This is a genomic window from Sphingomonas sp. M6A6_1c (assembly GCF_053345135.1).
The window spans coordinates 181,495-202,845 of the sequence record NZ_JBKEZO010000005.1 but is presented as its reverse complement, the minus strand read 5'-3'; the positions used below and the strand labels follow the sequence as shown (position 1 = coordinate 202,845).

The window sequence follows — 21,351 nt, the reverse complement described above, 5'->3', positions numbered from 1 at the left end:
CGCTCCCGACCTATCCTCCCCCTCCACCACTCGGCTAGCGCCGAGCGGTCCCCCTCCCCCTGGCGGGGGAGGAATTGAACGGAGCGGAACGACTCCCGCGCCCGGGGATTGAATCGCTTCCGCAACGGAAAGACCCACACATGCCCGCACGCGCCTATTGGCAAGGACAGATCCGGCTCGCCTTGGTGTCGATCCCGGTCGAGATCTATGCCGCCACCAAGAGCGGCGCGTCGGTCGCGTTCAAGCAGATCCACGAGCCGACCGGCCAGCCGATCCATTACGAGAAGATCGTCACCGGCGTCGGCCCGGTCGATACCGACGAGATCATGAAGGGCTATGAGGTGTCGAAGGGCGAGTTCGTGCTGCTCGAGCAGGACGAGATCGACGCGGTGAAGCTCGAATCGAAGAAGACGCTGGAGCTGACCCAGTTCGTCGATGCGAGCGAGATCGACGTGCTCTATTACGAGAAGCCGTATTTCGTCGTGCCCGCGGACGATCTCGCCGAGGAAGCGTTCATCGTGCTGCGCGAGGCGCTGCGGCGGACCAAGAAGGTCGGGCTGGGGCAGCTGGCGATGCGCGGGCGCGAATATGTCGTCAGCCTGAAACCGTGCGGACGCGGGCTGGTGCTGGAAACGCTGCGCTACGCCGACGAGGTCAACAAGGCGCAGAGCTATTTCCGCGAGATCCCGGAAGGCAAGCCCGATGCCGAATTGCTCGATCTCGCCGAGGCGCTGATCGACAAGAAGACCTCGGCGTTCGATCCGCAGGAATTCCACGACCGCTATGTCGATGCGCTGAAGGACCTCGTCGAGCGCAAGCGCAAGGCGAAGGGCGCCAAGGTGATCGAGGAGAAGGACGACGGCGGCAAGACGTCGAGCAACGTCGTCGACCTGATGGCGGCGCTCAAGAAGTCGATGGAGAAATCGGGCGCGGCCAAGGCAGGGGCCAAGGCGGAGACGGGGGCGCCCGCGAAGAAGGCACCGGCCAAGAAGGCGCCGGCGAAGAAACGTGCCTGATCCGCTCGAACGCTATAACGCCAAGCGCGACTTCGCGAAGACCGCCGAGCCGGCGGGGACGCTCGCGCCCGGCCATGGCAACAGCTTCATGGTGCAGAAGCATGACGCGACGCGGCTGCACTGGGACTTCCGGCTGGAGGTCGACGGGGTGCTCAAGAGCTGGGCGGTGACGCGCGGGCCGAGCCTCGATCCCGACGAGAAACGGCTGGCGGTGCGCACCGAGGACCATCCCTTGTCCTATGCGACGTTCGAGGGGACGATTCCCAAGGGCGAATATGGCGGCGGTACGGTGATGCTGTGGGATCGCGGCACCTGGGCGCCGGTGGCGGGGAAATCCGCCAAGGACATCGACAAGGGCCATCTCCACTTCACGCTCGACGGCGAGCGGATGAAGGGCGAGTGGCTGCTGATCCGGCTGAAGCCGCGCGCCAAGGAGAAGCGCGAGAACTGGCTGCTGCGCAAGCTCGACGACGCTTATGCCGGCGGCACCGATACACTGGTGGAGGAGGCGCTGACCAGCGTCGAGACGGGCCGGACGATGGCGGAGATCGCCGAGGGCAAGCCACCCAAATCCTCCCCGGCACGGGGGGGGGGACCAGCGAAGCTGGTGGAGGGGGGTGGCCGCAAGCGCGCTGCCCGCGGCAGCCCCCCCTCCACCACGGCGCGAAAGCGCCGCGGTCCCCCTCCGCGTGCCGGGGAGGATTTGCCCGCGTTCCGCGAGCCGCAGCTCTGCACCTTGGTCGATGGCGTGCCCGCCGGCACCGGCTGGCTGCACGAGGTGAAATACGACGGCTATCGCGCGCTGGTCGCGGTCGCCGGGGGCGAGGCGAAGGTCCACACCCGCAGCGGGCTCGACTGGACCGACAAATTCGCCGCGATCGCCGAGGCCGCCGCCGACCTGCCCGTCGACAGCGCGCTGATCGACGGCGAGATCGTCGCGTTCAAGGACGGGCGGCCCGATTTCTCGACGCTCAAGGATGCCATTTCGGCCGGCGGCGACATGACCTTGTTCGCCTTCGACCTTCTCGAACTGAACGGCGAGGACCTGACCGCGCTGACCACCGTCGAGCGCAAGGACCGGCTGCGCGCGATCCTGACCGACGGGCCGCGCCTGCAGTTCGCCGAGCACGTGCTGGGATCGGGCGAGGCGCTGTTCGAGGCGATGTGCAAGGAGGGGCTGGAGGGCGTCGTCTCGAAACGCGCCGACGCGCCCTATGCCGGCAAGCGCAACCGGACGTGGCTCAAGGCGAAATGCACGCGGCGGCAGGAGTTCGTCATCATCGGCTGGACGCCGTCCGACAAGAAGCGCGGCTTCAAGTCGCTGTTGCTCGGGCTGCACGAGGATGGCGGCTTCCGTTATGCGGGCAAGGTCGGCACCGGCTTCGATCAGGCGATGATGGACGATCTCGCCGAGCGGCTGGCGGGGCTCGCGGTCAAGACGCCGCCGGTCGATGCGGAGAGCCTCAAGCCGTTCAAGGCGGCGCTCCGCGGTGCGAAATGGGTCAAGCCCGAACTCGTCGCCGAGATCGCCTTTGCCGAAGTGACACCCGACAAGGTGCTGCGCCATTCGAGCTTCCTCGGCCTGCGCGGCGACAAGGCGGCGGCGGACGTGGTCGCGGAAGTGCCCGAACCCGCGCCGACCGCGCCCGAGGTGCATATCAAGGTCAGCAGCCGCGATCGCGTGATCTTCCCGGAGAGCGACGTCACCAAGGGCGAGCTCGCCGATTATTATGCGCAACTCTCGCCAATCATGCTGCCCTGGGCGGGGCGGCGGCCGGTCAGCCTGGTGCGCTGTCCGCAGGGACGCGCCAAGCAATGCTTCTTCCAGAAGCACGACGCGGGCAGCTTCGGCGACACGGTGCATCATGTCGACGTCACGGAGAAGGACGGCTCGGTACAGCCCTATCTCTATGTCGACGATGCCGACGGGCTGGTCGCCTGCGTGCAGATGGGGACGATCGAATTCCACGGCTGGGGCTCGCGAATCGACGCGCTGGAGAAGCCCGACCGGCTGGTGATCGACCTCGATCCCGATGAGGGGCTCGATTTCGCCGACACCAAGCGCGCGGCGGAACATGTCAGCGCGCAGCTTGCCGAACTGGGGCTGGTCAGCTTTCCGTTATTGTCGGGCGGCAAGGGCGTGCACGTCGTCGTGCCGCTGACGCCGCAGGCGGAATGGCCCGCGGTGAAGGACTTTGCGGATCGCTTTGCGCGGGCGTTGGCGGCGGCGGAGCCCGACCGCTACGTCGCGGTGATGACCAAGGCGAAGCGCAAGGGGAAGATCTTCATCGATTATCTGCGCAACCAGCGCGGCAGCACCGCGATCATGCCCTATTCGGCGCGCGCGCGCGCCGGCGCCCCGGTCGCCGCGCCGGTGTCGTGGACCGAGCTGCGCGACATCGACACCGCGGCGCGCTGGGGCGTGCGCGATGCCGACGAGCTGATGCGGCGCGCGACGTCGCGGGCGCTGGCGGGCTGGGGCGTGGCGGACCAGGTGTTGCCGGATTTGTAAGGGTTAGGCCGGAACGACAATCAGTTCGGGGACTATAAAATCCTCCCCCGCCAGGGGGAAGTGGCATGCCGAAGGCATGACGGAGGGGGAGGTAAGCGACACCTCTGCTCCGTGTCCTTCAGGACAGGCGTCGACAGGCTCAGCGCAAACGGGGAACGTGAATCAGCCCTCGGCCAGCGGCGCGACGTCGACGCTTACCGCCATGTTCTGCGCCTGCGAGCCGAGCACGACGCCGTCGACCGGCGCGATCTCGGCATAGTCGCGGCCGACCGCCATGACGATATGGTCGCCCGCCATCCAGATGCCGTTGGTGGGATCGAGCCCGACCCAGCCGTGCACCGGCCCGCACCATAGCAGCACCCAGGCATGCGTCGCATCCGCGCCGACCAGCCGCGGCTGGCCCGCGGGCGGGATGGTGCGGATATAGCCGCTGGCATAGGCCGCGGGCAGGCCGGCGGCGCGCAGGCCGGTGATCATGATCTGCGCGAAATCTTGGCAGACGCCCTTGCGCTTGAGGAACGCCTCGTGCGGCGGCGTGTCGACCAGAGTCGCGGTCGCGTCGAAGGTGAAATCGTCCTGGATACGCCGCGCGAGCGCGATCCCCGCCTCCAGCGCGCCGCGCGTCGGATCGAGATCGGGCGCGCAATAAGCGGCGATGGCGTGGTCGAGCGGGATCAGCGGCGACGGGAACAGATAATTGGCCGGGCTCGCCGCCGACAGGTCGCGGCTGGCGCGGGCGAGCGCCGCGATCTCGCCCAGCGTCGGGTCGTCGGGCAAGGCCATTGGCACCAGCCGGTCGACGCGCATCCGCGAACGGCTCTCGATCGTCAGGCTGCGCACCGGCGTGTCGATCACCAGCCGCGTGACGTTGGCGAGCCCCGCCTCGGCGCGCGCCGGGCTGAGCCGGCCGACCGGCTCGACGGTGAGCGCATAATCCTCGAGGCTCTGCCCCGGCCAGTCGATCGGCTTCAGCCGCAGGTTGCAGCGCGCGAACTTGACGTTGCCGCCATAGTCGAACCGGGTGATGTGGCGGATATCGTAGAGCATTTCACCGATCATGCGGTTTCCGCCGGACAAGCGGCACGGATGCCTATGATGAATGGCTTGGGGCAACCGGTTTCCCTACCCATCCCGTCACCCTGGAACGAGTCCGGGGTGACGGGGGAAAGCAGGAAAGCGCCCGAACCCCAACCGCCGTGCTGCATTGCCCTCATGCCAGCGTCAGCCCGCCGGCGCGCAGCGGCTCGGCGCCTTGCAGGAAATAGCGGCGCGCGACGCCTTCCGACAATTGCGCCAGCCGCCGCTCGATATCGCCGAGCACGTCGGGTTCGAGCGTCGCCGCGGTCGTCATCGCCAGCGCCGCGGCGAGGCTGCGGCCGTGCGTCTGTTGCGGTTCGGGCATGCCGTCGTCGCTCAGCACCGGCAGGTCGCGCAGCCGCTCGTTGATCCGTTCCGCCTGATAGGCGAGGCTGCGCGGATTGCCCGGATCGAGCGCGACGAGGTCGACGACGGGGACGCGCGCGATTCCCGTGAGATAGCGCTGGCGATAGCTGATCTGGCTGTCGGCGAGGTCGAGCAGGGTCGACAGATCGTCCGCGGTCGCGCCGGGCATGCCGAACAGCCGCAACGCGCGGGTCATCGCCATCGCCCGCTCGACGCGGCGGCCGAGGTCGTGGAACCGCCATGCCGCAGTGCGCCCCATATGCTCCGCCGACAGGCCGGCGATCGCGACATAGCGGCGCTGGAGCGAACCGGCGCGGTCGAGCATGCCGCGATGCGTCGGGAACGGCGCTTCGAGCAGCCGCACCATGTCCGCCGACAGCCGGTCGCGCGAGCCATCGCCGATGCCGCGCGCGAGCCGGTTGATCGTCGCGACCGAATGCCAGCCCTCGTCCTCCATCGCGGTGCGCGCGAAGGCGGTGAGGTCGCCGCGATGCAGCGAGGCGGGATGCGGCGCGGCGCCGCCGCCGGTGATGAGGCCGACCAGCTTGCCGACGGTCGCCGGCGACAGCGCCGCGCCGCCATCGGCGTCGATCGAATTGCCGAGCATGACGCGGATCGCCGCCAGCAACGCCTCGCCGCGCTCCAGATAGCGGCCGAGCCAGTAGAAATTGTCGGCGACGCGGCTCGGCAGCGTGCCGGGATTGCGGCGGACGTGGTGCGAATCGGGTGCGGGGAGCAGCGACACCGGCTCGACCGTGTCGGCGCCGTGGATGCAGACGTCGGCGGACCAGACCCCCTCGCCCATCACGCTCGCGCGCGCATCGGTCGTCTCGCCGATCCGCGCGAAGCCGCCGGGCAGCACCGTCCATTCGCCATTGCCGTCGCGCGCGGCGAACACGCGCAGCGTGAACGGCCGCGGCACCAACCGGTCGTCGATCACCACCGGCATCGTCGACAGGCGGACGATCTCCTGCCCGACATAGTCCTGCGGCCGCCGCGCCATGTCGGCGAGCAAGGCGGCGCGTTGGCCGGCGTCGAGCTCGGCACCCGGCACGGTGCGGCCGCCGGGCAGGCCGAGCGGCACCGGGCCGAACGCCGCGCCGACCAGCAGCCGGTCGAGATCCTCCTCGACGCGCGCGCGCTCGGACGGCTGGCCGCACCACCAGGTCGCGATATTGGGCAGATGCAGGCTCTCGCCGCACAAGCGCGTCGCGAGTTGCGGCAGGAAGGCACCGAACGCCGGCGCCTCCAGCACGCCCGCGCCGGGTGCGTTCGACAGCACGACGTTGCCCGCAGCATAAGCGTCGATCAGCCCCGGCACGCCGATCTGCGAATGCGAATCGAACGCCAGCGGATCGAGCATGCGCGGATCGACGCGCCGCCACAGAGCGTCGACGCGCTTCAGCCCGCCGATGGTACGGACGTACAGCTGGTTCTCCAGCGCGGCGAGATCGGCGCCCTCAACCAGCAGCAGGCCGAGATAGCGCGCGAGATGCGCCTGTTCGGGATAGCTCGGGTTGAACCGGCCCGGCGTCATCAGGCCGATGCGCGGATCGGTACGCCGGCACATCGCGGCGATGCCGGCGCGGAAGGCGGCGAAGAACGGCGCATGGCGCTGGACGTTGATCCGCGCCTGTAACCCGCCGAGCGTCCGGCTGACCGCGAGCCGGTTCTCCAGCGCATAGCCGGCGCCGGCGGGCGCGCGCAAATGATCGGCGAGCACGCGCCATTCGCCGGTCGGGCCGCGGCCGAGGTCGATCGCGATGAAATGGAGATGGCGGCCGCCGGGCGGCTCCAGCCCGACCATCGGCCGCAGGAAATACGGGCTGCCGGTGACCAGAGCGGCGGGGATCAGCCCGCGCTCGACCAGCTTGCCGGGGCCGTAGAGATCGGCGATCACCGTCTCCATCAGCGCGGCGCGCTGGGTAACGCCGCGGACGATATGCGCCCATTCGCGCGCCTCGATCAGCAGCGGCACGGGCGAGACCGGCCAGGGCCGCTCGTCCGCCTCGCCGATGATGCGGAAGCCCATGCCGATATCGGCGGCGTGGCGCTGCACCCGCTCACGGACGTGATCGAGATCGTCGGAGGCGACGGTGGCGAGTTCCTCGAACATCGCCGCCCAGGCGCGATCCTCGCCGCCGCACAGGACGTCGCCCGCAGTGGCGCGGGCGCAATAATCGGCGATCCATTGCCGCGCATGCGTCGCGGCATCCAAAGGCGCAGCCTGCGTCGCCATAGCTTAGCGTGTCACCCTCATTCGCCCCGCCGGCACCGTCTACGCTTGCGCGCTGCGACGCAACCCATAACCGGCCGCCGCGGCCGATTGCGGTCTCGCTGCGCATGGCGCGGGATCGGCAACCGGCGTCGGCCTGCGCGGGGAGAGGAAGAGACGTTCACGCGGAGGCGCGGAGGCGCGGAACGTTGATCCAAGCTACAGGCTGGCGCGCGGCCGGCGCCGCGGCGGGGCGTCGGACTGGCGGCGGATCAGCGTATAGTCGAGCACCTGGTGGCGGGGCGCGTCGCCGCCGCGCTGGCGGCGGATGGTGCCGACGAGCAGCGCGACCGCGGCGCGCGCCATGTCGGCGATCGGCTGGTGGATGGTGGTGAGTTCGGGCCAGATCGCGGTCGACAGCGTCGTGTCGTCGAAGCCGCAGACGGTGAGGTCGCCGGGCACGTCGAGCCCGCGGCGATGCGCCACCGCAACCGTCGCCGCCGCCATGTCGTCGTTGGACGAGAAGATCGCGGTCGGCGGATCGTTGAGGCCGAGCAATTGCTCGGCGGCGTCGAGGCCGGAGAGATAGGTGAACAGGCCGTCGACGATCAGGTCCGCATCGATCGCGATCCCGGCCTCGGCCAGCGCCTCGCGATAGCCCTCCAGCCGCTGGTCGCTGGCGGACAGATTGGGGTTGCCGGCGATGAAGCCGATGCGGCGATGGCCGAGGTCCATGATATGCCGGGTCATCGTCGCCGCGGCGGCGCGATCGTCGATGCGGATCGCCATCTGGCGTTCGGCGGGCAGGCCGGTGGCGACCGCGACGCTGGGGATATTGGCGGCGTCGAGCAGCGCGAGCAGCGCCGGCGCCTCGCACAGCGGCGGCGGCAGGATGATGCCGTCGATACCGCCGTCGATGAGATGCTGCGCGACCTCCAGCTCATGATCGCCGAGGTCGCATTTCTCGACGATGATCTGCACGTCGCTGCGGCTCGCCTGGTCGAGGCTGCCGAGCAGGAATTCGCTGAGGAAGCCGGCGCTGGGATTGCTGTAGAGCAGGCCGACGCGCGACGGCCCCGCCCCCGCCAGGCTGCGCGCGGCGGGATTGGGCGCGTAGTTGAGCGCGGAGATCGCGTCGTTGACCCGGTCGCGGGTGGCGGGGCGGACGTTGCTCTCGCCGTTGATGACGCGCGAGACGGTCATCGGCGACACGCCGGCGCGGGTGGCGACGTCGCTGATCGTCGGCGCGGAACCCGCCCGGCGGGAGGAACGGGGCGGAGAAGCGGGAGGAAGAGTCATGACGCGCGCGGGACAATCCATTGGGGATGAACCGCAGGCATGGACGCAAGCGGCAAGGGGAGCAAGAGTTTCGCCAGTAAGAGCATGCCCGGTGCGCCAGCGTACACCACGATCGACAAGAGTCCTCTTGCATCCAGAAGACGACGATGCCCGGATCGTGGCATCAGCCTTGCGTAGGCTTTTACAGTTTAGTTCTTTAAGATGAGGGGGTTAATGATGCACTTATCATCGACCCCGACATCATCGCCGGCGCGGGTCAGACGGTGAGCACGATCTTGCCGACGTGATCGCCCTCTTCCATCCGGGCGTGCGCCGCGGCGGCTTCGGCGAGCGGGAAGACGCGGTCGATGATCGGGCGGAGCCGGCCCGCCTCGACATGCGGCCAGACGGTGCGGCCGATCTCGTCGGCGACCAGCGTCTTGAACGCGGTGTCGCGCGGCCGCAGCGTCGATCCGGTCAGCGTCAGGCGGCGGCGCATGATCTCGAACAACGGGATCGTCGCCTGCGCGCCGCCCTGCACCGCGATCGAGACGTGGCGGCCGTCGTCGGCGAGGCATTGCAGGTTGCGCGGCACGTAATCGCCGCCGACCATGTCGATGACCGCCGTGACGCCCTTGCCGTCGGTGATCGCCTTGACCCGCTCGACGAAATCCTCGGTCTTGTAGTTGATCGCATGCGTCGCGCCGAGTTCGAGCGCGCGCGCGCATTTCGCGTCCGAGCCGGCGGTGACGATGATCGTCAGGCCGAAGATGTTGGCGAGCGCGATCGCCATCGTGCCGATGCCGCTGGTGCCGCCGTGCAGCAGCACGCTGTCGCCCTCGGTCGCGAAGGCGCGTTCGAAGAGGTTGGTCCAAACGGTGAACAGCGTCTCGGGGATCGCCGCCGCCTCGACCATGTCGAGCCCGGCGGGCACCGGCAGGCACTGGCCCGCGGGCGCGACGGCATATTGCGCATAGCCGCCGCCGGCGAGCAACGCGCAGACCCGCTGGCCGAGCAGCGCCTCGTCGACATCGGCACCCAGCGCGACGACGGTGCCGGCGATCTCCAGTCCCGGGATCGACGGCGCCCCCGGCGGCGGCGGATAGCCGCCCTTGCGCTGGAGCACGTCGGGGCGGTTGACCCCGGCGGCGGCGACGCGGATCAGCACCTCGCCCGCGGCGGGCCGCGGTACCGGCCGCTCGACCAGTTGCAGCACCTCCGGCCCGCCGGGCGCCTCCGGATCGATCGCCTGCATCGTCTCGGGCACTTCGCTCATCCGGTCGCATCCTGTCCGTAGCTCGCCCGACCGCAGGGATACGGGCCATAGGGCCTTATTGACATCGCGCGGGCGGGGGTCAACGTTATGCGATGATGGAATCGGACGACGCCCCGTCGCGTCCCAACGACGCATTGACCGAGCTGCTGCGGCAGGATCTCGATCCGCTGTCGGTTGCCGAACTCGATGGCCGTCTCGTCGCGCTGGATGGTGAGATCCTGCGCACCCGGTTGGCGCGCGAGCGATCCGTTAACCACCGCGCAAGCGCCGACGCGTTATTCCGGCGATGAACCGGCACCGCACTGGACCGGCCGCGTGCAGGATGCCGGACGTGCGACGTCAAGTGCTTGATGCGGACGCCCGCGATACCGACATGGTTGGAAAGGGTTCGGCCACCCACCGCGACCCGACTGGAGTAATCTGAATGCCATCCTTCGCTCCCGCGCTCGAGACCACGCTGCACAAGGCGCTCGAAGCCGCGTCCTCGCGTCGGCACGAATATGCGACGCTCGAACATCTGCTGCTCGCGCTGATCGGCGACGAACATGCCTCCAAGGTGATGGAGGCGTGCCACGTCGAGCTCGGCGATCTCAAGACCACCGTCGCGCATTACCTCGACACCGAGCTCGACGCGCTCAAGGTCGATGCCGTGACCGATCCCTCGCCGACCAGCGGCTTCCAGCGCGTCGTGCAGCGCGCGATCCTGCACGTCCAATCGTCGGGCCGCGACGAGGTGACCGGCGCCAACGTGCTCGTCGCCTTGTTCAGCGAGCGCGAAAGCTATGCCGTCTATTTCCTGCAGCAGCAGGACATGAGCCGCCTCGATGCCGTGAGCTTCATCAGCCACGGCGTCGGCAAGGGTGCCGGAGCCGCCGAAGCCACGACGCCCAAGGGCGCCGAGGAGGATAAGCCCGCCAAGGGACAGGAGAAGGGCAAGACGGAAAGCGCACTCAAGCAATTCACGGTCGATCTCAACGAGAAGGCGAAGATCGGCAAGGTCGATCCGCTGATCGGACGCGGGCCGGAGGTGGATCGCACGATCCAGATCCTGTGCCGCCGGTCGAAGAACAACCCGCTCTATGTCGGCGATCCCGGCGTCGGCAAGACCGCGATCGCGGAAGGGCTCGCGCGCAAGATCGTCGAGGGCGAGGTTCCCGACGTGCTGCTCGAGGCGGTGATCTACAGCCTCGACATGGGCGCGCTGCTCGCCGGCACCCGCTATCGCGGCGATTTCGAGGAGCGGCTGAAGGCGGTCGTCAACGAACTCGAGAAGCTGCCGCACGCGGTGCTGTTCATCGACGAGATCCACACCGTGATCGGTGCCGGCGCGACCAGCGGCGGCGCGATGGACGCCTCCAACCTCCTGAAACCCGCGCTGTCGGGCGGCACGATCCGCTGCATCGGCTCGACCACCTACAAGGAATTCCGCAACCACTTCGAGAAGGACCGCGCCTTGCTGCGGCGCTTCCAGAAGATCGACGTCAACGAACCGACGATCGAGGATACGATCAAGATCCTGGCCGGCCTGCGCTCGGCGTTCGAGGATCATCACAACGTCAAATACACCCCCGACGCGATCAAGTCGGCGGTGGAACTGTCGGCGCGCTACATCAACGACCGCAAACTGCCCGACAAGGCGATCGACGTGATCGACGAAGTGGGCGCGATGCAGATGCTGGTGCCGCTCAACAAGCGCAAGAAGACGATCACCGCCAAGGAGATCGAACAGGTGATCGCGACGATGGCGCGCATCCCGCCGAAGTCGGTCAGCACCGACGACAAGGCGGCGCTGGAAAGCCTCGAAACCGATCTGAAGCGCGTCGTCTTCGGCCAGAACAGCGCGATCGAGAAGCTCGCCTCGGCGATCAAGCTCGCCCGCGCCGGCCTGCGCGAGCCGGAAAAGCCGATCGGCAACTATCTGTTCACCGGCCCGACCGGCGTCGGCAAGACCGAGGTCGCCAAGCAATTGTCGTCGATCCTGGGCATTCCGCTCCAGCGCTTCGACATGAGCGAATATATGGAGCGGCATTCGGTCAGCCGGCTGATCGGTGCGCCTCCCGGCTATGTCGGGTTCGACCAGGGCGGGCTGCTCACCGATGCGGTCGACCAGAACCCGCATTGCGTGCTGCTGCTCGACGAGATCGAGAAGGCGCATCCCGACCTGTTCAACATCCTGCTGCAGGTGATGGACAACGGCCGCCTCACCGATCAGCACGGCAAGTCGGTGGATTTCAGGAACGTGATCCTGATCATGACCACCAATGCCGGTGCGTCGGACATGGCGCGCGAGACGGTCGGCTTCGGCAATCTCACCCGCGAGGGCGAGGACGAGCAGGCGGTGCAGAAGATGTTCACGCCGGAATTCCGCAACCGGCTCGATGCGATCGTGCCGTTCGGCTATCTGCCGACCGAGGTGGTCGCGCGGGTGGTGGACAAGTTCATCCTCCAGCTCGAACTCCAGCTCGCCGACCGCAACGTCCACATCAACCTGGACGATGCCGCCAAGAGCTGGCTGACCGAGAAGGGCTATGACAAGCTGTACGGCGCGCGTCCGATGGGCCGCCTGATCCAGGAGAAGATCAAGCAGCCGCTCGCCGAGGAACTGCTGTTCGGCAAGCTCGTCCATGGCGGCGAGGTTACGGTACGGATGAAGGATGGCGCTTTGTCCTTCGGCATCGAGCCGGCGGCACCGAAGAAGCCGAAGAAGAAGGGCAAGGCCGAACCGGTCGACGCGAAATAAACGTCGGACGATGATGGCAGAGCGGGCCGGACTGGCGACAGTCCGGCCCGTTTTCGTTTGGGAGTGCGAGGGCCGCGACATTCCGCGAAATTCCTCCCCCGCCAGGGAGTGCCGGGTTGAACGGCCGCCGGCCGTTCAAGGTCATGCCAGGGGCATGACCGACCCGGCACTGTGGCGCGGCGAAGCCGTGACGGAGGGGGAGGTAAGCAATGACTTCGGTTGCGTGTCCTCCCCCTCCGTCATGCCTGCGGCATGCCACCTCCCCCTTGCGGGGGAGGACTTTGGTCAAATGTCGTTTCACTAACCCTCCGGTCGCGCTACCGCCCGGTCAGCGCCGCCACCGCGACCCGCGTCGGCGTGGTCAGCCGTTCCGGCAGCGCGTCGAGCGCGAACCATTGCGGTCCCTCATGCTTGGTCGGCTCGCAATTGCGCGGCGTGCCGGTGAAGTCGCGGACGCGATAGACCGGCGCGACCCAATGCGTGCCGGCGTCGGTATCGATCTGGTCGACCCAGCACAGCCAGTCCGCAGCACCGACGGTGATGCCCAGCTCCTCCGAAACCTCGCGACGCATCGCCGCCTCGGCCGTTTCGAACAGGTCGATCTTGCCGCCGGACAGGCCCCAGCAGCCCGCCTCGGGCGGTTTCAGCCGGCGCAGCAGCAGGATCTGGCCATCGACGACGATCGCCGCGCCGCAGCCGACGCGCGGTTCGGACATGGAATGCATGCGGTCCTCCCTCGCGTACCATTTTGCCCGATCGCCCGGCACCGCGCAAATCGGCTTACCCCGTTGTTAACCAATGGTTTGCACTCGGCTGCTAGCCGCCAGCTCATGTCGAGCGCACCCGCAATACGATGGATCCTCACCGTCCTGTTGCTGGTCCTGACCACGATCGCGGCCGATCCCGCCCGCGCGGAGACGCACGTCCCGCTACGCGCCTGCATCCTCCCCGCCGCAGGCCAGGCGGACGGCCGCACCGCCGCGACGCTGTTCGCGCAGCCGCAGCGCTTCGATTGCGCGGGCAAGCAGACCAGTTACGGCCCGGGCGATTATTGGGTGCTGTCGCAACCGTTGCCCGCCACCGACGACGCAGCGCTGCGGGTGCGCCAGGCGAGCCTGTGGCAGTCGCGCGCGACGCTCTACGTGCTCTATGCCGATGGCGCGATCCGCCACACCGGCTTCACCAGCGCCAATGCCGGCCGGCACCTGCGGCTCGGGGCGATCATTGAACTCGCGCTGCCGCGTCACGCCGCGCCGCCGGTGCGATTGCTGTGGCACGTCGAGGGTGCGCTCAACCGCCGCGGCGTGCTGGTCGGGCCGACGCTGATCGATCGCGACGCCGCCGCGGCCGCCGACATGACGATGGCCGCGCTCTATGCGGCGTTCGCCGGCATGTGCCTCGCGCTGCTCGTCTACAATCTCGCTTTATGGGCGGCGCTGCGCCAGGCGTTCCAGCCGGCCTATTGCCTGATGGTGCTGTGCCTTCTCGGTTACGCCTTCACCTCGTCGGGGCTGCTCGGCCAGATCACCGGCATCGACAACAACGATCGCCAGCGGATCAACTACGTGCTGCTCGCCGGTTCGGCCGCCGCGGCATTGGTCTTCGCGCGCGCCTTCTTCGAACGTCGCGTGTTCGACGGCTGGCTGCGGTCGTACAGCAGCGCGGTCATCGCCTTCGTGTTGCTCGCCGCCGGCACCTATGCGTGGCTGACGCCGCGCTTCGCCGCGGTCACCGACCTGATCAGCACCGCGAGCTATCTGTTCGTCATCACCCTGCTCGCCCCGATCCTGATCCGCGCCTATCGCCGGCGCAGCAACTATCTGTGGGTCTTCGGCCTCGCCTGGGGGGCGCCGGTGGTGCTCGGCAGCGTGCGGATCCTGGCGGCGTTCAACGTCTTCGCCTGGCAATTGTGGATCGACAATTCGACGCTGCTGGCGATGGCGCTGGAGGCGGCGCTGTCGTCGCTCGGCGTCGCCTATCGTATCCGGCTGCTCAGCCTCGAGCGCGACGCGGCGCGCGAACAGGAGATCGCCGCCCGGCTGCTCGCCGCGACCGATCCGCTCACCGGCCTGCTCAACCGCCGCGCCTTCCTCGACGGCGCGATCGGCCGCGAGGACGAGCATCAGCTGATCCTCGTCGACATCGACCATTTCAAGCGGATCAACGAAACGATCGGTCATGACGGCGGCGACGAGGTGCTGCGCCTCATCGCCCGCTCGCTGCGCGCCGCCGCCACGCCCGAAGCGCTGGTCGCGCGGATCGGCGGCGAGGAGTTCGCGATGCTGGTGCGCGCGGATACGCCGCTCGACGCGCGCGCGGTGCTCGACCGGTTGCGCATGGAGCGGATGCCGTTCGACCTCGTCGTCACCGCCAGTATCGGCACCTGCACCGGCACGCTGACCCGCGAGACCGACTGGAAGGCGATGTACCGCTGCGCCGATCGCGCGCTGTTCGCCGCGAAGGCGGCCGGGCGCGACCGCGTCCGCCACGGCGACGCCCTCGTCCAGGTGGCATGACCCGCTGGCCGCCGTACCGGCTTTCTGGTACGCCGTGCGCGATCGGGAGGATAACGCGATGAGGGACCGTCGGAAACTGGCCGTGGCAGGGCTCGCGCTGGCCATGCTGCTCGCCCTGCGCCACCCGACGCCGGATATCCGATTGCTCACCCACGACATCGGCGATCCCCGCCCGCATCGCGTCCAGGCGGCGATCGACCTCGGGCTGGTCGGCGTATCGGTGCTCTACACCTGGACCGCGCACCGCTGACCGGACGCGGCGATGCCGGCATCGCCGGGCGAAACCATGCCGGCGCCGCCCGCGCTTGCGCCTGCTTCGACGCTGCCGCATAGCGAGGCCATGGATAATCCTATCGAAAGCCTGTCGTTCGAAGACGCGCTCAAGGAGCTCGAACGCATCGTCGGCCGGCTCGAAAGCGGCGAGGCGACGCTGGACGAATCGATCCAGCTCTACGAGCGCGGCGACCGGCTGCGCCAGCGCTGCGCCGAGCGGCTCGACGCCGCGCAGGCGCGGATCGAGGCGATCCGCCTCGATGCCGAGGGCAAGGCGACGGCGACGCGCCCCTTTGCCGCAGGCTGATCGCGTGACGACGACGCTCGACGCGGCCCTGGCGCGCATGTCCGCGGACATCGACGCGCGGTTCGACCGGCTGCTCGCGATCCCCGACGATCCCCGTGCCGATCTGTATCGCGCGATGCGGCATGCGGCGATCGGCGGCGGCAAGCGGCTGCGGCCGCTGCTGGTCGGCGCGACCGCCGACCTGTTCGGCGTCGACCGCGACTGTTCGGGCGACGTCGCGCTCGCGGTGGAGGCGATCCACGTCTATTCGCTGATCCACGACGATCTGCCGGCGATGGACGACGACGACATGCGCCGCGGCAAGCCGACCGTGCACAAGGCGTATGACGAGGCGACCGCGATCCTCGCCGGCGATTGCCTGCACGCGCTGGCGTTCGAGATCCTCGCCGATCCCAGGACGCACGCCGATCCCTTCGTCCGCGCCGAGCTGGTGATGGAACTGGCGCGCGCCTCCGGGCCGAGCGGCATGGCCGGCGGGCAGATGATGGACCTCGTCGCCGAACGCTCGCGCTTCGATCTCGCCACCGTCACCCGGTTGCAGCAGATGAAGACCGGCGCGCTGATCTCCGTCTCGGTCGAGCTGGGCGCGATCCTCGGCCGCGTGCCGCCGGAGGGACGGCGCAGCCTGCACGGCTATGCGCACGACCTCGGCCTCGCCTTCCAGATCGCCGACGACCTGCTCGACGCCGAGGGCGACGAGGCGGTGGTCGGCAAGGCGCTGCGCAAGGACGGCGAGGCGGGCAAGGAGACGTTCCTGTCGCTGCTCGGCGTCGATCGCGCGCGCGAGCAATGCCGCATGCTCGTCGACCAGGCGGTACAGCACCTCCACGGCTACGGTTCCGAGGCCGACGTGCTGCGCGAGGTCGCGCGCTACGTCGTCGAACGCGATCGCTGAAGGGAAACGACATGGCAGAGCGGATCGGCGTCTATCCCGGCACCTTCGACCCCATCACTTTGGGGCATATGGACATCATCCGGCGCGGCGCGAAGCTGGTCGACCGGCTGATGATCGGCGTCACCACCAATCCCTCCAAATCGCCGATGTTCACGATCGAGGAACGGATGGCGATCGTCCGCCGCGAGGTGGCGGGGATCGGCGGCACGGTCGAGGTCGTCGCCTTCGATTCGCTGCTGATGGACTTCGCCGAACGCCAGGGCGCCAAGGTCATCATCCGCGGCCTGCGCGCGGTGGCGGACTTCGAATATGAATATCAGATGGCGGGCATGAACCAGCAGATCAATCCGCGGGTCGAGACCGTCTTCCTGATGGCCGACGTCGCGCTGCAACCGATCGCCAGCCGCCTGGTCAAGGAGATCGCCCTGTTCGGCGGCCCGATCGGCAAATTCGTCACCCCCGCCGTCTGCGCGGAAGTGGTCGCCCGGGTCGAGGTGATCGGCCGCAAGGGCAGCTGAGGGCGTTCCGCCCGTTACCGCACGGCCAGGGCCATCGGACAGGGGGGCATGACGAGGCTCGATCGATCTCCCCAACGACTCGTCACTCCGGACCCGTTCCGGGGTCCACCGGGCCGCCGTTGCGCGCCTGCCCCTCAAGCCTCTCTCCTCGCCGCAGAGTAGGCCCCGGAACGGGTCCGGGGTGACGACGTGAGTGCGATAGCGGATCGACCAGCGGGGCAGCGACGCGCGACGCAGACAAGCATCAGGAACGTCTGACCACGTTCAGTTTGGTGCAATCCGCATTTTGTTCTAAGCCGCCGGCACCACCCAAGGTTGGATATTCCATGCGCCCGTTCGCCCGTCTGTTTGCGTTTCTTCTCTGCCTGTTCGCCTTGCCCTTCGCCGCGGCTGCCGCCGCCGCGCAGGCGGTGCCCGGGGTCGCCGAGCGGGCGACCCCGCCCGCGACCACCGACAAGGAGAATCTCTGGCTGATCGATCTGTCGGACGGCGGCCGGGTAACGATCTGGCTGCGCCCCGATGTCGCGCCGAAGATGGTCGAGCGGGTCAAGACGCTGACCCGGCAGGGCTTCTACAACGGTCTGCTGTTCCATCGCGTGATCGACGGCTTCATGGCGCAGGGCGGCGATCCCAAGGGCGACGGCACCGGCGGATCGACGCTGCCCAACGTCGCCGCGGAGTTCAACTATCTGCCGCACGTCCGCGGCGCGGTGTCGGCGGCGCGCGCCGACGCCGAGAACAGCGCCAACAGCCAGTTCTTCATCGTCTTCCAGCCGCGGCTCAGCCTCGACAAAAAATATACGGTGTTCGGGCGGGTGATCGACGGGATGCAATATGTCGACGCGATCGAGCGCGGCGAGCCGCCCGCCAATCCGACCCGCATCGTCCGCGCCTATATCGCCGCCGACAATCCCCCGCCCTACACGGCCGCTGCCGCACCGACGCCGGTGACGCTCGGCGCGCCGGTGACGCTGCCCGGCGCAGGCCCGGCCGGCACCGCCGCGCCCAAGCGTGCGCCCGCCGGGGCCGCGCCTGCGCGCAAGTGAGGGTCGACCTTTTCGACTTCGACCTGCCGGCCGAACGGATCGCGTTGCGCCCGGCGGTGCCGCGCGACGCGGCGCGGCTGCTCGTCCTCGACGGCGAGGCGACGCGTGACCTGACCGTCGGCGCCCTGCCCGGCCAGCTTCGCGCCGGCGACTGCCTCGTGTTCAACGACACGCGCGTCATCCCGGCACAGCTCGAGGGGCGGCGGGGCGATGCGGCGATCGGTGCGACGCTGCACAAGCGCGAGGGACCGCGCCGCTGGCGTGCCTTCATCCGCAATGCCAAGCGGCTGCGCGACGGCGACACGATCGACTTCGGCGCGGGGGTCGGCGCGCGCGCCTCCGATCGCGGCGAGGACGGCAGCTTCGCGCTCGACTTCGCCGGCGACGAGCCGGTCGAACTGCTGCTCGAGCGTGCCGGCCGCATGCCGCTGCCGCCCTATATCGCCGCCAAGCGCCCGACCGACGCGCAGGATGCGACCGATTACCAGACGATGTTCGCCGCCGAGCCCGGTGCGGTCGCCGCGCCCACCGCGGCGCTGCACTTCACCCCGGCGCTGGTCGACGCGCTGGCGGCGGCGGGGATCGCGCACGAGACGCTGACGCTGCACGTCGGCGCCGGCACCTTCCTGCCGGTCAAGGCGGAGGACACCGCCGATCATCGCATGCACGCCGAATGGGGCCGGATCGACGCCGCGACCGCCGACCGGCTCAACACGGTGCGCGCGAACGGCGGCCGGGTGATCGCGGTCGGCACCACTTCGCTGCGCCTGATCGAGAGCGCCGCGCGCGCCGACGGCGTCATCGCGCCGTTCGAAGGCGACACCGCGATCTTCATCACCCCCGGTTATGCCTTCCGCGGCATCGACGGGCTGGTGACCAACTTCCATCTGCCCAAATCGACCCTGTTCATGCTGGTATCGGCACTGATGGGGCGGGAGCGGATGCAGGCGGCTTACGCGCATGCGATCGCCGCGGGGTATCGCTTCTACAGTTATGGCGATGCGTCGCTGTTGCTGCCGGCGCGCGGGTGATGCTGCTCGCGCTCCTGCTCCAGGCCGCCGTTCCGGCCTTGCCGGTGCCCGCGGTGCCCGGCCAGCCGCCGGCGACCTTCGTCGTCGAGCCGGTCGGCATGACGATCGCCGGTTTCGATAGCGATGGCGATGGCCGTACCTCCCGCGTCGAACTCGATGCGGGCGTGCGGCGCAGCTTCGCCGCGATCGACAGCGGCAAGGCGGGGACGATCGGCTATATCGCCTTCGCCGATTGGGCGGAGCGCTGGCTGGGCGACCGCAACGCGCTGCCGAGCCCGTTCGAGGTCGACAGCGACGGCGACAATCGCATCACGCTCGCCGAGTTGCAGGCGACGTTCGCGCGCATTTTCGCGCGACTCGACGTCGACAAGGACGGCGTCGTCACCCGCAAGGAGCTGCTGACGATCCGCGCCATGGCCGGCCGGACGATGGGACCGCCCGGCAAGCGCAAGCGCTAGGCGGCTCAGCCGCCGCCGATCCCCTCGATCACCACCCCCGACCCCGCGCAGGTCGGACAGGCGTCGTCGCCGATCCGTCCGCTGCCGTTGCAGCGCGGACAGACGTTCTCGCCCGTGCCGGGGGTGCCGGCGGGGGCCTGATCGCCGGGCGCCATAGGTTCGTCGGCCATGATCCATCTCCTTGTTGTCGCGCCCCAACGCTCGACACCGCCGGCCGGCTTCGCCAAAGCGGAGCGATCATGTCCTCGCGTTTCGCCTTCACCATCGCCGCCACCGACGGCCGCGCCCGCACCGGCTCCATCCAGATGCATCGCGGCACGATCCGCACCCCCGCCTTCATGCCGGTCGGCACCGCCGCGACGGTCAAGGCGATGAAGCCCGCCGACGTCGCGGCGAGCGGCGCCGACATCATCCTCGGCAACACCTATCACCTGATGCTGCGCCCCGGCGCGGAGCGGGTGGCGCGGCTCGGCGGCTTGCACGGCTTCATGGGCTGGGAACGGCCGATCCTCACCGATTCGGGCGGCTATCAGGTGATGAGCCTCGCCGACCTCACCAAACGCTCCGAGGAGGGCGTGTCGTTCAAGTCGCATCTCGACGGCACCCGCCATCTGCTCAGCCCGGAACGGTCGATCGAGATCCAGCGCCTGCTCGGCTCCAACATCGTCATGGCGTTCGACGAGCTGGTCCCGACCACCGCGACGCGCGAGGTGCAGGCGGCGGCGATGGAGCGGTCGATGCGCTGGGCGAAGCGCAGCCGCGCCGCGTTCGACGCGGGCGGCGAGCATGGCGCGAGCAATGCGATCTTCGGCATCCAGCAGGGCGCGCTGGACGAAGGGCTGCGCAAGGCGTCGGCGGATGCGCTGATCGACATCGGCTTCGACGGCTATGCGGTCGGCGGCCTCGCGGTCGGCGAGGGGCAGGAGGCGATGTTCGGCTGCCTCGACTTCGCGCCCGCGCAACTGCCCGCGGACCAGCCGCGCTATCTGATGGGGGTCGGCAAGCCCGACGATATCGTCGGCGCGGTCGAGCGCGGCATCGACATGTTCGACTGCGTCATGCCGACGCGGTCGGGGCGGACGGGGCAGGCGTTCACCCGCGGCGGGCCGATCAATCTGCGCAATGCGAAATTCGCCGAGGACCAGGGGCCGCTCGACGCCGAATGCGCCTGCCCCGCCTGCACGACGTGGAGCCGTGCGTATATCCATCATCTCGTCCGGTCCGGCGAGATTCTCGGCGCAATGCTGATGACTGAGCATAATATCTGGTTCTACGAACGCTTGATGGCGGACCTGCGGCAGGCCATTGCAGCCAGGGAACTGACCCCGTTCGCGAACGCGTTCCGCGCGCGCTATAAGCGGGGCAAGGGAGAGTAATATGTCGGATCAGCCCAATGAGATTCTCGCCGCGGCCGCCGCGGCCAAGGCGCAGCAGGACGCCGCCGCGAAGACTCGCGATCCGTCGACCAAGAGCCATTGGCCGATGCGGATCATCGGCGTCGGCATCGGCTCCGCCGCGGTCGCGGCGGCGGTGCTGTTCGCCAATTCGGGCAAGAAGCAGGACTGACCGGCCCGAAACGCGTTTCCCATCGCGATTGCAAACTTTGCATGTTGAGCGCTACCATTTGCACTTGCGGGAACAGGTGCTGCGCTGCACAAAGAGCGTGCCTTTCAGGCATCCTCTCCTAAAAACTTTTACGGCCGGTCGTCTCGATCGGCCTTTCTTTTTGCCCTGACATCCGGCACGTCGTGGCCACCGTGTTCGGGCGGATAGACAAGAAACGGCAGGAGAGGAGCCGCCGGCAAGACCGGCAACGGCCCGACCGGA

The 21,351-nt window shown here is 68.8% G+C and carries 20 protein-coding genes; 14 read left to right on the top strand and 6 right to left on the bottom strand.

Going from position 1 to position 21,351, the window contains the following annotated elements; genetic code table 11:
- Positions 1–140 precede the first annotated feature (140 nt).
- Both ku and ligD read left to right on the top strand, forming a co-directional pair.
- Positions 141–1,016, top strand: coding sequence for a non-homologous end joining protein Ku (gene ku, locus ACLBWH_RS12075; RefSeq protein ID WP_322849907.1), 876 nt, complete (start codon positions 141–143; stop codon positions 1,014–1,016).
- On the top strand, positions 1,009–3,528 hold the full coding sequence (gene ligD, locus ACLBWH_RS12070) for a DNA ligase D (RefSeq protein ID WP_447799092.1): 2,520 nt from the start codon (positions 1,009–1,011) through the stop codon (positions 3,526–3,528). The genes ku and ligD overlap by 8 nt, the downstream gene beginning before the upstream one ends.
- Before the next feature lie 162 nt (positions 3,529–3,690).
- On the opposite strand, the gene ACLBWH_RS12065 is transcribed toward ligD, so the two are convergent.
- The 4 genes from ACLBWH_RS12065 to ACLBWH_RS12050 all read right to left on the bottom strand — a co-directional run bounded on the left by ACLBWH_RS12065 (position 3,691) and on the right by ACLBWH_RS12050 (position 9,740).
- Positions 3,691–4,575, bottom strand: coding sequence for a transglutaminase family protein (locus ACLBWH_RS12065; protein WP_447799437.1), 885 nt, complete (start codon positions 4,573–4,575; stop codon positions 3,691–3,693).
- Between the two features lie 163 nt (positions 4,576–4,738).
- Positions 4,739–7,210, bottom strand: coding sequence for a circularly permuted type 2 ATP-grasp protein (locus tag ACLBWH_RS12060; protein ID WP_322849909.1), 2,472 nt, complete (start codon positions 7,208–7,210; stop codon positions 4,739–4,741).
- Positions 7,211–7,405: 195 nt separating this feature from the next.
- Positions 7,406–8,485, bottom strand: a complete 1,080-nt coding sequence (locus ACLBWH_RS12055; protein WP_322849910.1) for a LacI family DNA-binding transcriptional regulator — start codon at positions 8,483–8,485, stop codon at positions 7,406–7,408.
- A gap of 256 nt (positions 8,486–8,741) precedes the next feature.
- Positions 8,742–9,740, bottom strand: coding sequence for an NAD(P)H-quinone oxidoreductase (locus ACLBWH_RS12050; RefSeq protein WP_447799089.1), 999 nt, complete (start codon positions 9,738–9,740; stop codon positions 8,742–8,744).
- Positions 9,741–9,832: 92 nt separating this feature from the next.
- On the opposite strand from ACLBWH_RS12050, the gene ACLBWH_RS12045 reads away from it, so the two are divergent.
- Both ACLBWH_RS12045 and clpA read left to right on the top strand, forming a co-directional pair.
- Entirely contained in the window at positions 9,833–10,030 is a 198-nt protein-coding gene (locus ACLBWH_RS12045; protein ID WP_447799088.1) for a DUF1192 domain-containing protein, read from the top strand.
- A gap of 134 nt (positions 10,031–10,164) precedes the next feature.
- Complete coding sequence (clpA, locus tag ACLBWH_RS12040; RefSeq protein ID WP_447799086.1) at positions 10,165–12,480, top strand: ATP-dependent Clp protease ATP-binding subunit ClpA; 2,316 nt, start codon at positions 10,165–10,167, stop codon at positions 12,478–12,480.
- 317 nt (positions 12,481–12,797) lie between these two features.
- Here the strand turns inward: clpA and ACLBWH_RS12035 are convergent, their stop codons facing one another.
- The gene (locus ACLBWH_RS12035; RefSeq protein WP_322849915.1) at positions 12,798–13,205 is read right to left on the bottom strand and encodes an NUDIX hydrolase; all 408 of its coding nucleotides are present in this window, start codon (positions 13,203–13,205) and stop codon (positions 12,798–12,800) included.
- Between the two features lie 105 nt (positions 13,206–13,310).
- On the opposite strand from ACLBWH_RS12035, the gene ACLBWH_RS12030 reads away from it, so the two are divergent.
- The 8 genes from ACLBWH_RS12030 to ACLBWH_RS11995 all read left to right on the top strand — a co-directional run bounded on the left by ACLBWH_RS12030 (position 13,311) and on the right by ACLBWH_RS11995 (position 19,524).
- Entirely contained in the window at positions 13,311–14,996 is a 1,686-nt protein-coding gene (locus ACLBWH_RS12030) for a diguanylate cyclase (protein ID WP_447799083.1), read from the top strand.
- 58 nt (positions 14,997–15,054) lie between these two features.
- Complete coding sequence (locus ACLBWH_RS12025; protein WP_322849917.1) at positions 15,055–15,246, top strand: hypothetical protein; 192 nt, start codon at positions 15,055–15,057, stop codon at positions 15,244–15,246.
- Positions 15,247–15,336: 90 nt separating this feature from the next.
- Positions 15,337–15,576 carry an exodeoxyribonuclease VII small subunit gene (locus ACLBWH_RS12020; protein WP_038665424.1) on the top strand — a complete coding sequence of 80 codons (240 nt, stop codon included), beginning with the start codon at positions 15,337–15,339 and terminating at the stop codon, positions 15,574–15,576.
- A gap of 37 nt (positions 15,577–15,613) precedes the next feature.
- On the top strand, positions 15,614–16,471 hold the full coding sequence (locus ACLBWH_RS12015) for a polyprenyl synthetase family protein (protein ID WP_322850046.1): 858 nt from the start codon (positions 15,614–15,616) through the stop codon (positions 16,469–16,471).
- Between the two features lie 11 nt (positions 16,472–16,482).
- Positions 16,483–16,989 (top strand): pantetheine-phosphate adenylyltransferase, encoded by a 507-nt coding sequence (gene coaD, locus ACLBWH_RS12010; RefSeq protein WP_322849918.1) that lies wholly within the window; start codon positions 16,483–16,485, stop codon positions 16,987–16,989.
- Between the two features lie 326 nt (positions 16,990–17,315).
- Complete coding sequence (locus ACLBWH_RS12005; RefSeq protein WP_322849919.1) at positions 17,316–18,035, top strand: peptidylprolyl isomerase; 720 nt, start codon at positions 17,316–17,318, stop codon at positions 18,033–18,035.
- Positions 18,032–19,066: a tRNA preQ1(34) S-adenosylmethionine ribosyltransferase-isomerase QueA gene (gene queA / locus ACLBWH_RS12000; RefSeq protein ID WP_447799080.1), complete on the top strand. Its 1,035-nt coding sequence runs from the start codon at positions 18,032–18,034 to the stop codon at positions 19,064–19,066. The genes ACLBWH_RS12005 and queA overlap by 4 nt, the downstream gene beginning before the upstream one ends.
- Entirely contained in the window at positions 19,066–19,524 is a 459-nt protein-coding gene (locus ACLBWH_RS11995) for an EF-hand domain-containing protein (protein ID WP_447799078.1), read from the top strand. Before queA ends, ACLBWH_RS11995 begins: the two co-directional genes overlap by 1 nt.
- A gap of 5 nt (positions 19,525–19,529) precedes the next feature.
- On the opposite strand, the gene ACLBWH_RS11990 is transcribed toward ACLBWH_RS11995, so the two are convergent.
- A complete protein-coding gene (locus tag ACLBWH_RS11990) occupies positions 19,530–19,694 on the bottom strand; it encodes a hypothetical protein (protein WP_322849922.1) in 165 nt (54 codons plus the stop codon).
- A 69-nt stretch (positions 19,695–19,763) separates the two neighbouring features.
- Here ACLBWH_RS11990 and tgt point away from each other — a divergent pair, with 69 nt between their 5' ends.
- Both tgt and ACLBWH_RS11980 read left to right on the top strand, forming a co-directional pair.
- Positions 19,764–20,900, top strand: coding sequence for a tRNA guanosine(34) transglycosylase Tgt (gene tgt, locus ACLBWH_RS11985; RefSeq protein WP_447799076.1), 1,137 nt, complete (start codon positions 19,764–19,766; stop codon positions 20,898–20,900).
- A gap of 1 nt (position 20,901) precedes the next feature.
- Positions 20,902–21,090, top strand: a complete 189-nt coding sequence (locus tag ACLBWH_RS11980) for a hypothetical protein (RefSeq protein ID WP_322849924.1) — start codon at positions 20,902–20,904, stop codon at positions 21,088–21,090.
- Positions 21,091–21,351: the final 261 nt, after the last annotated feature.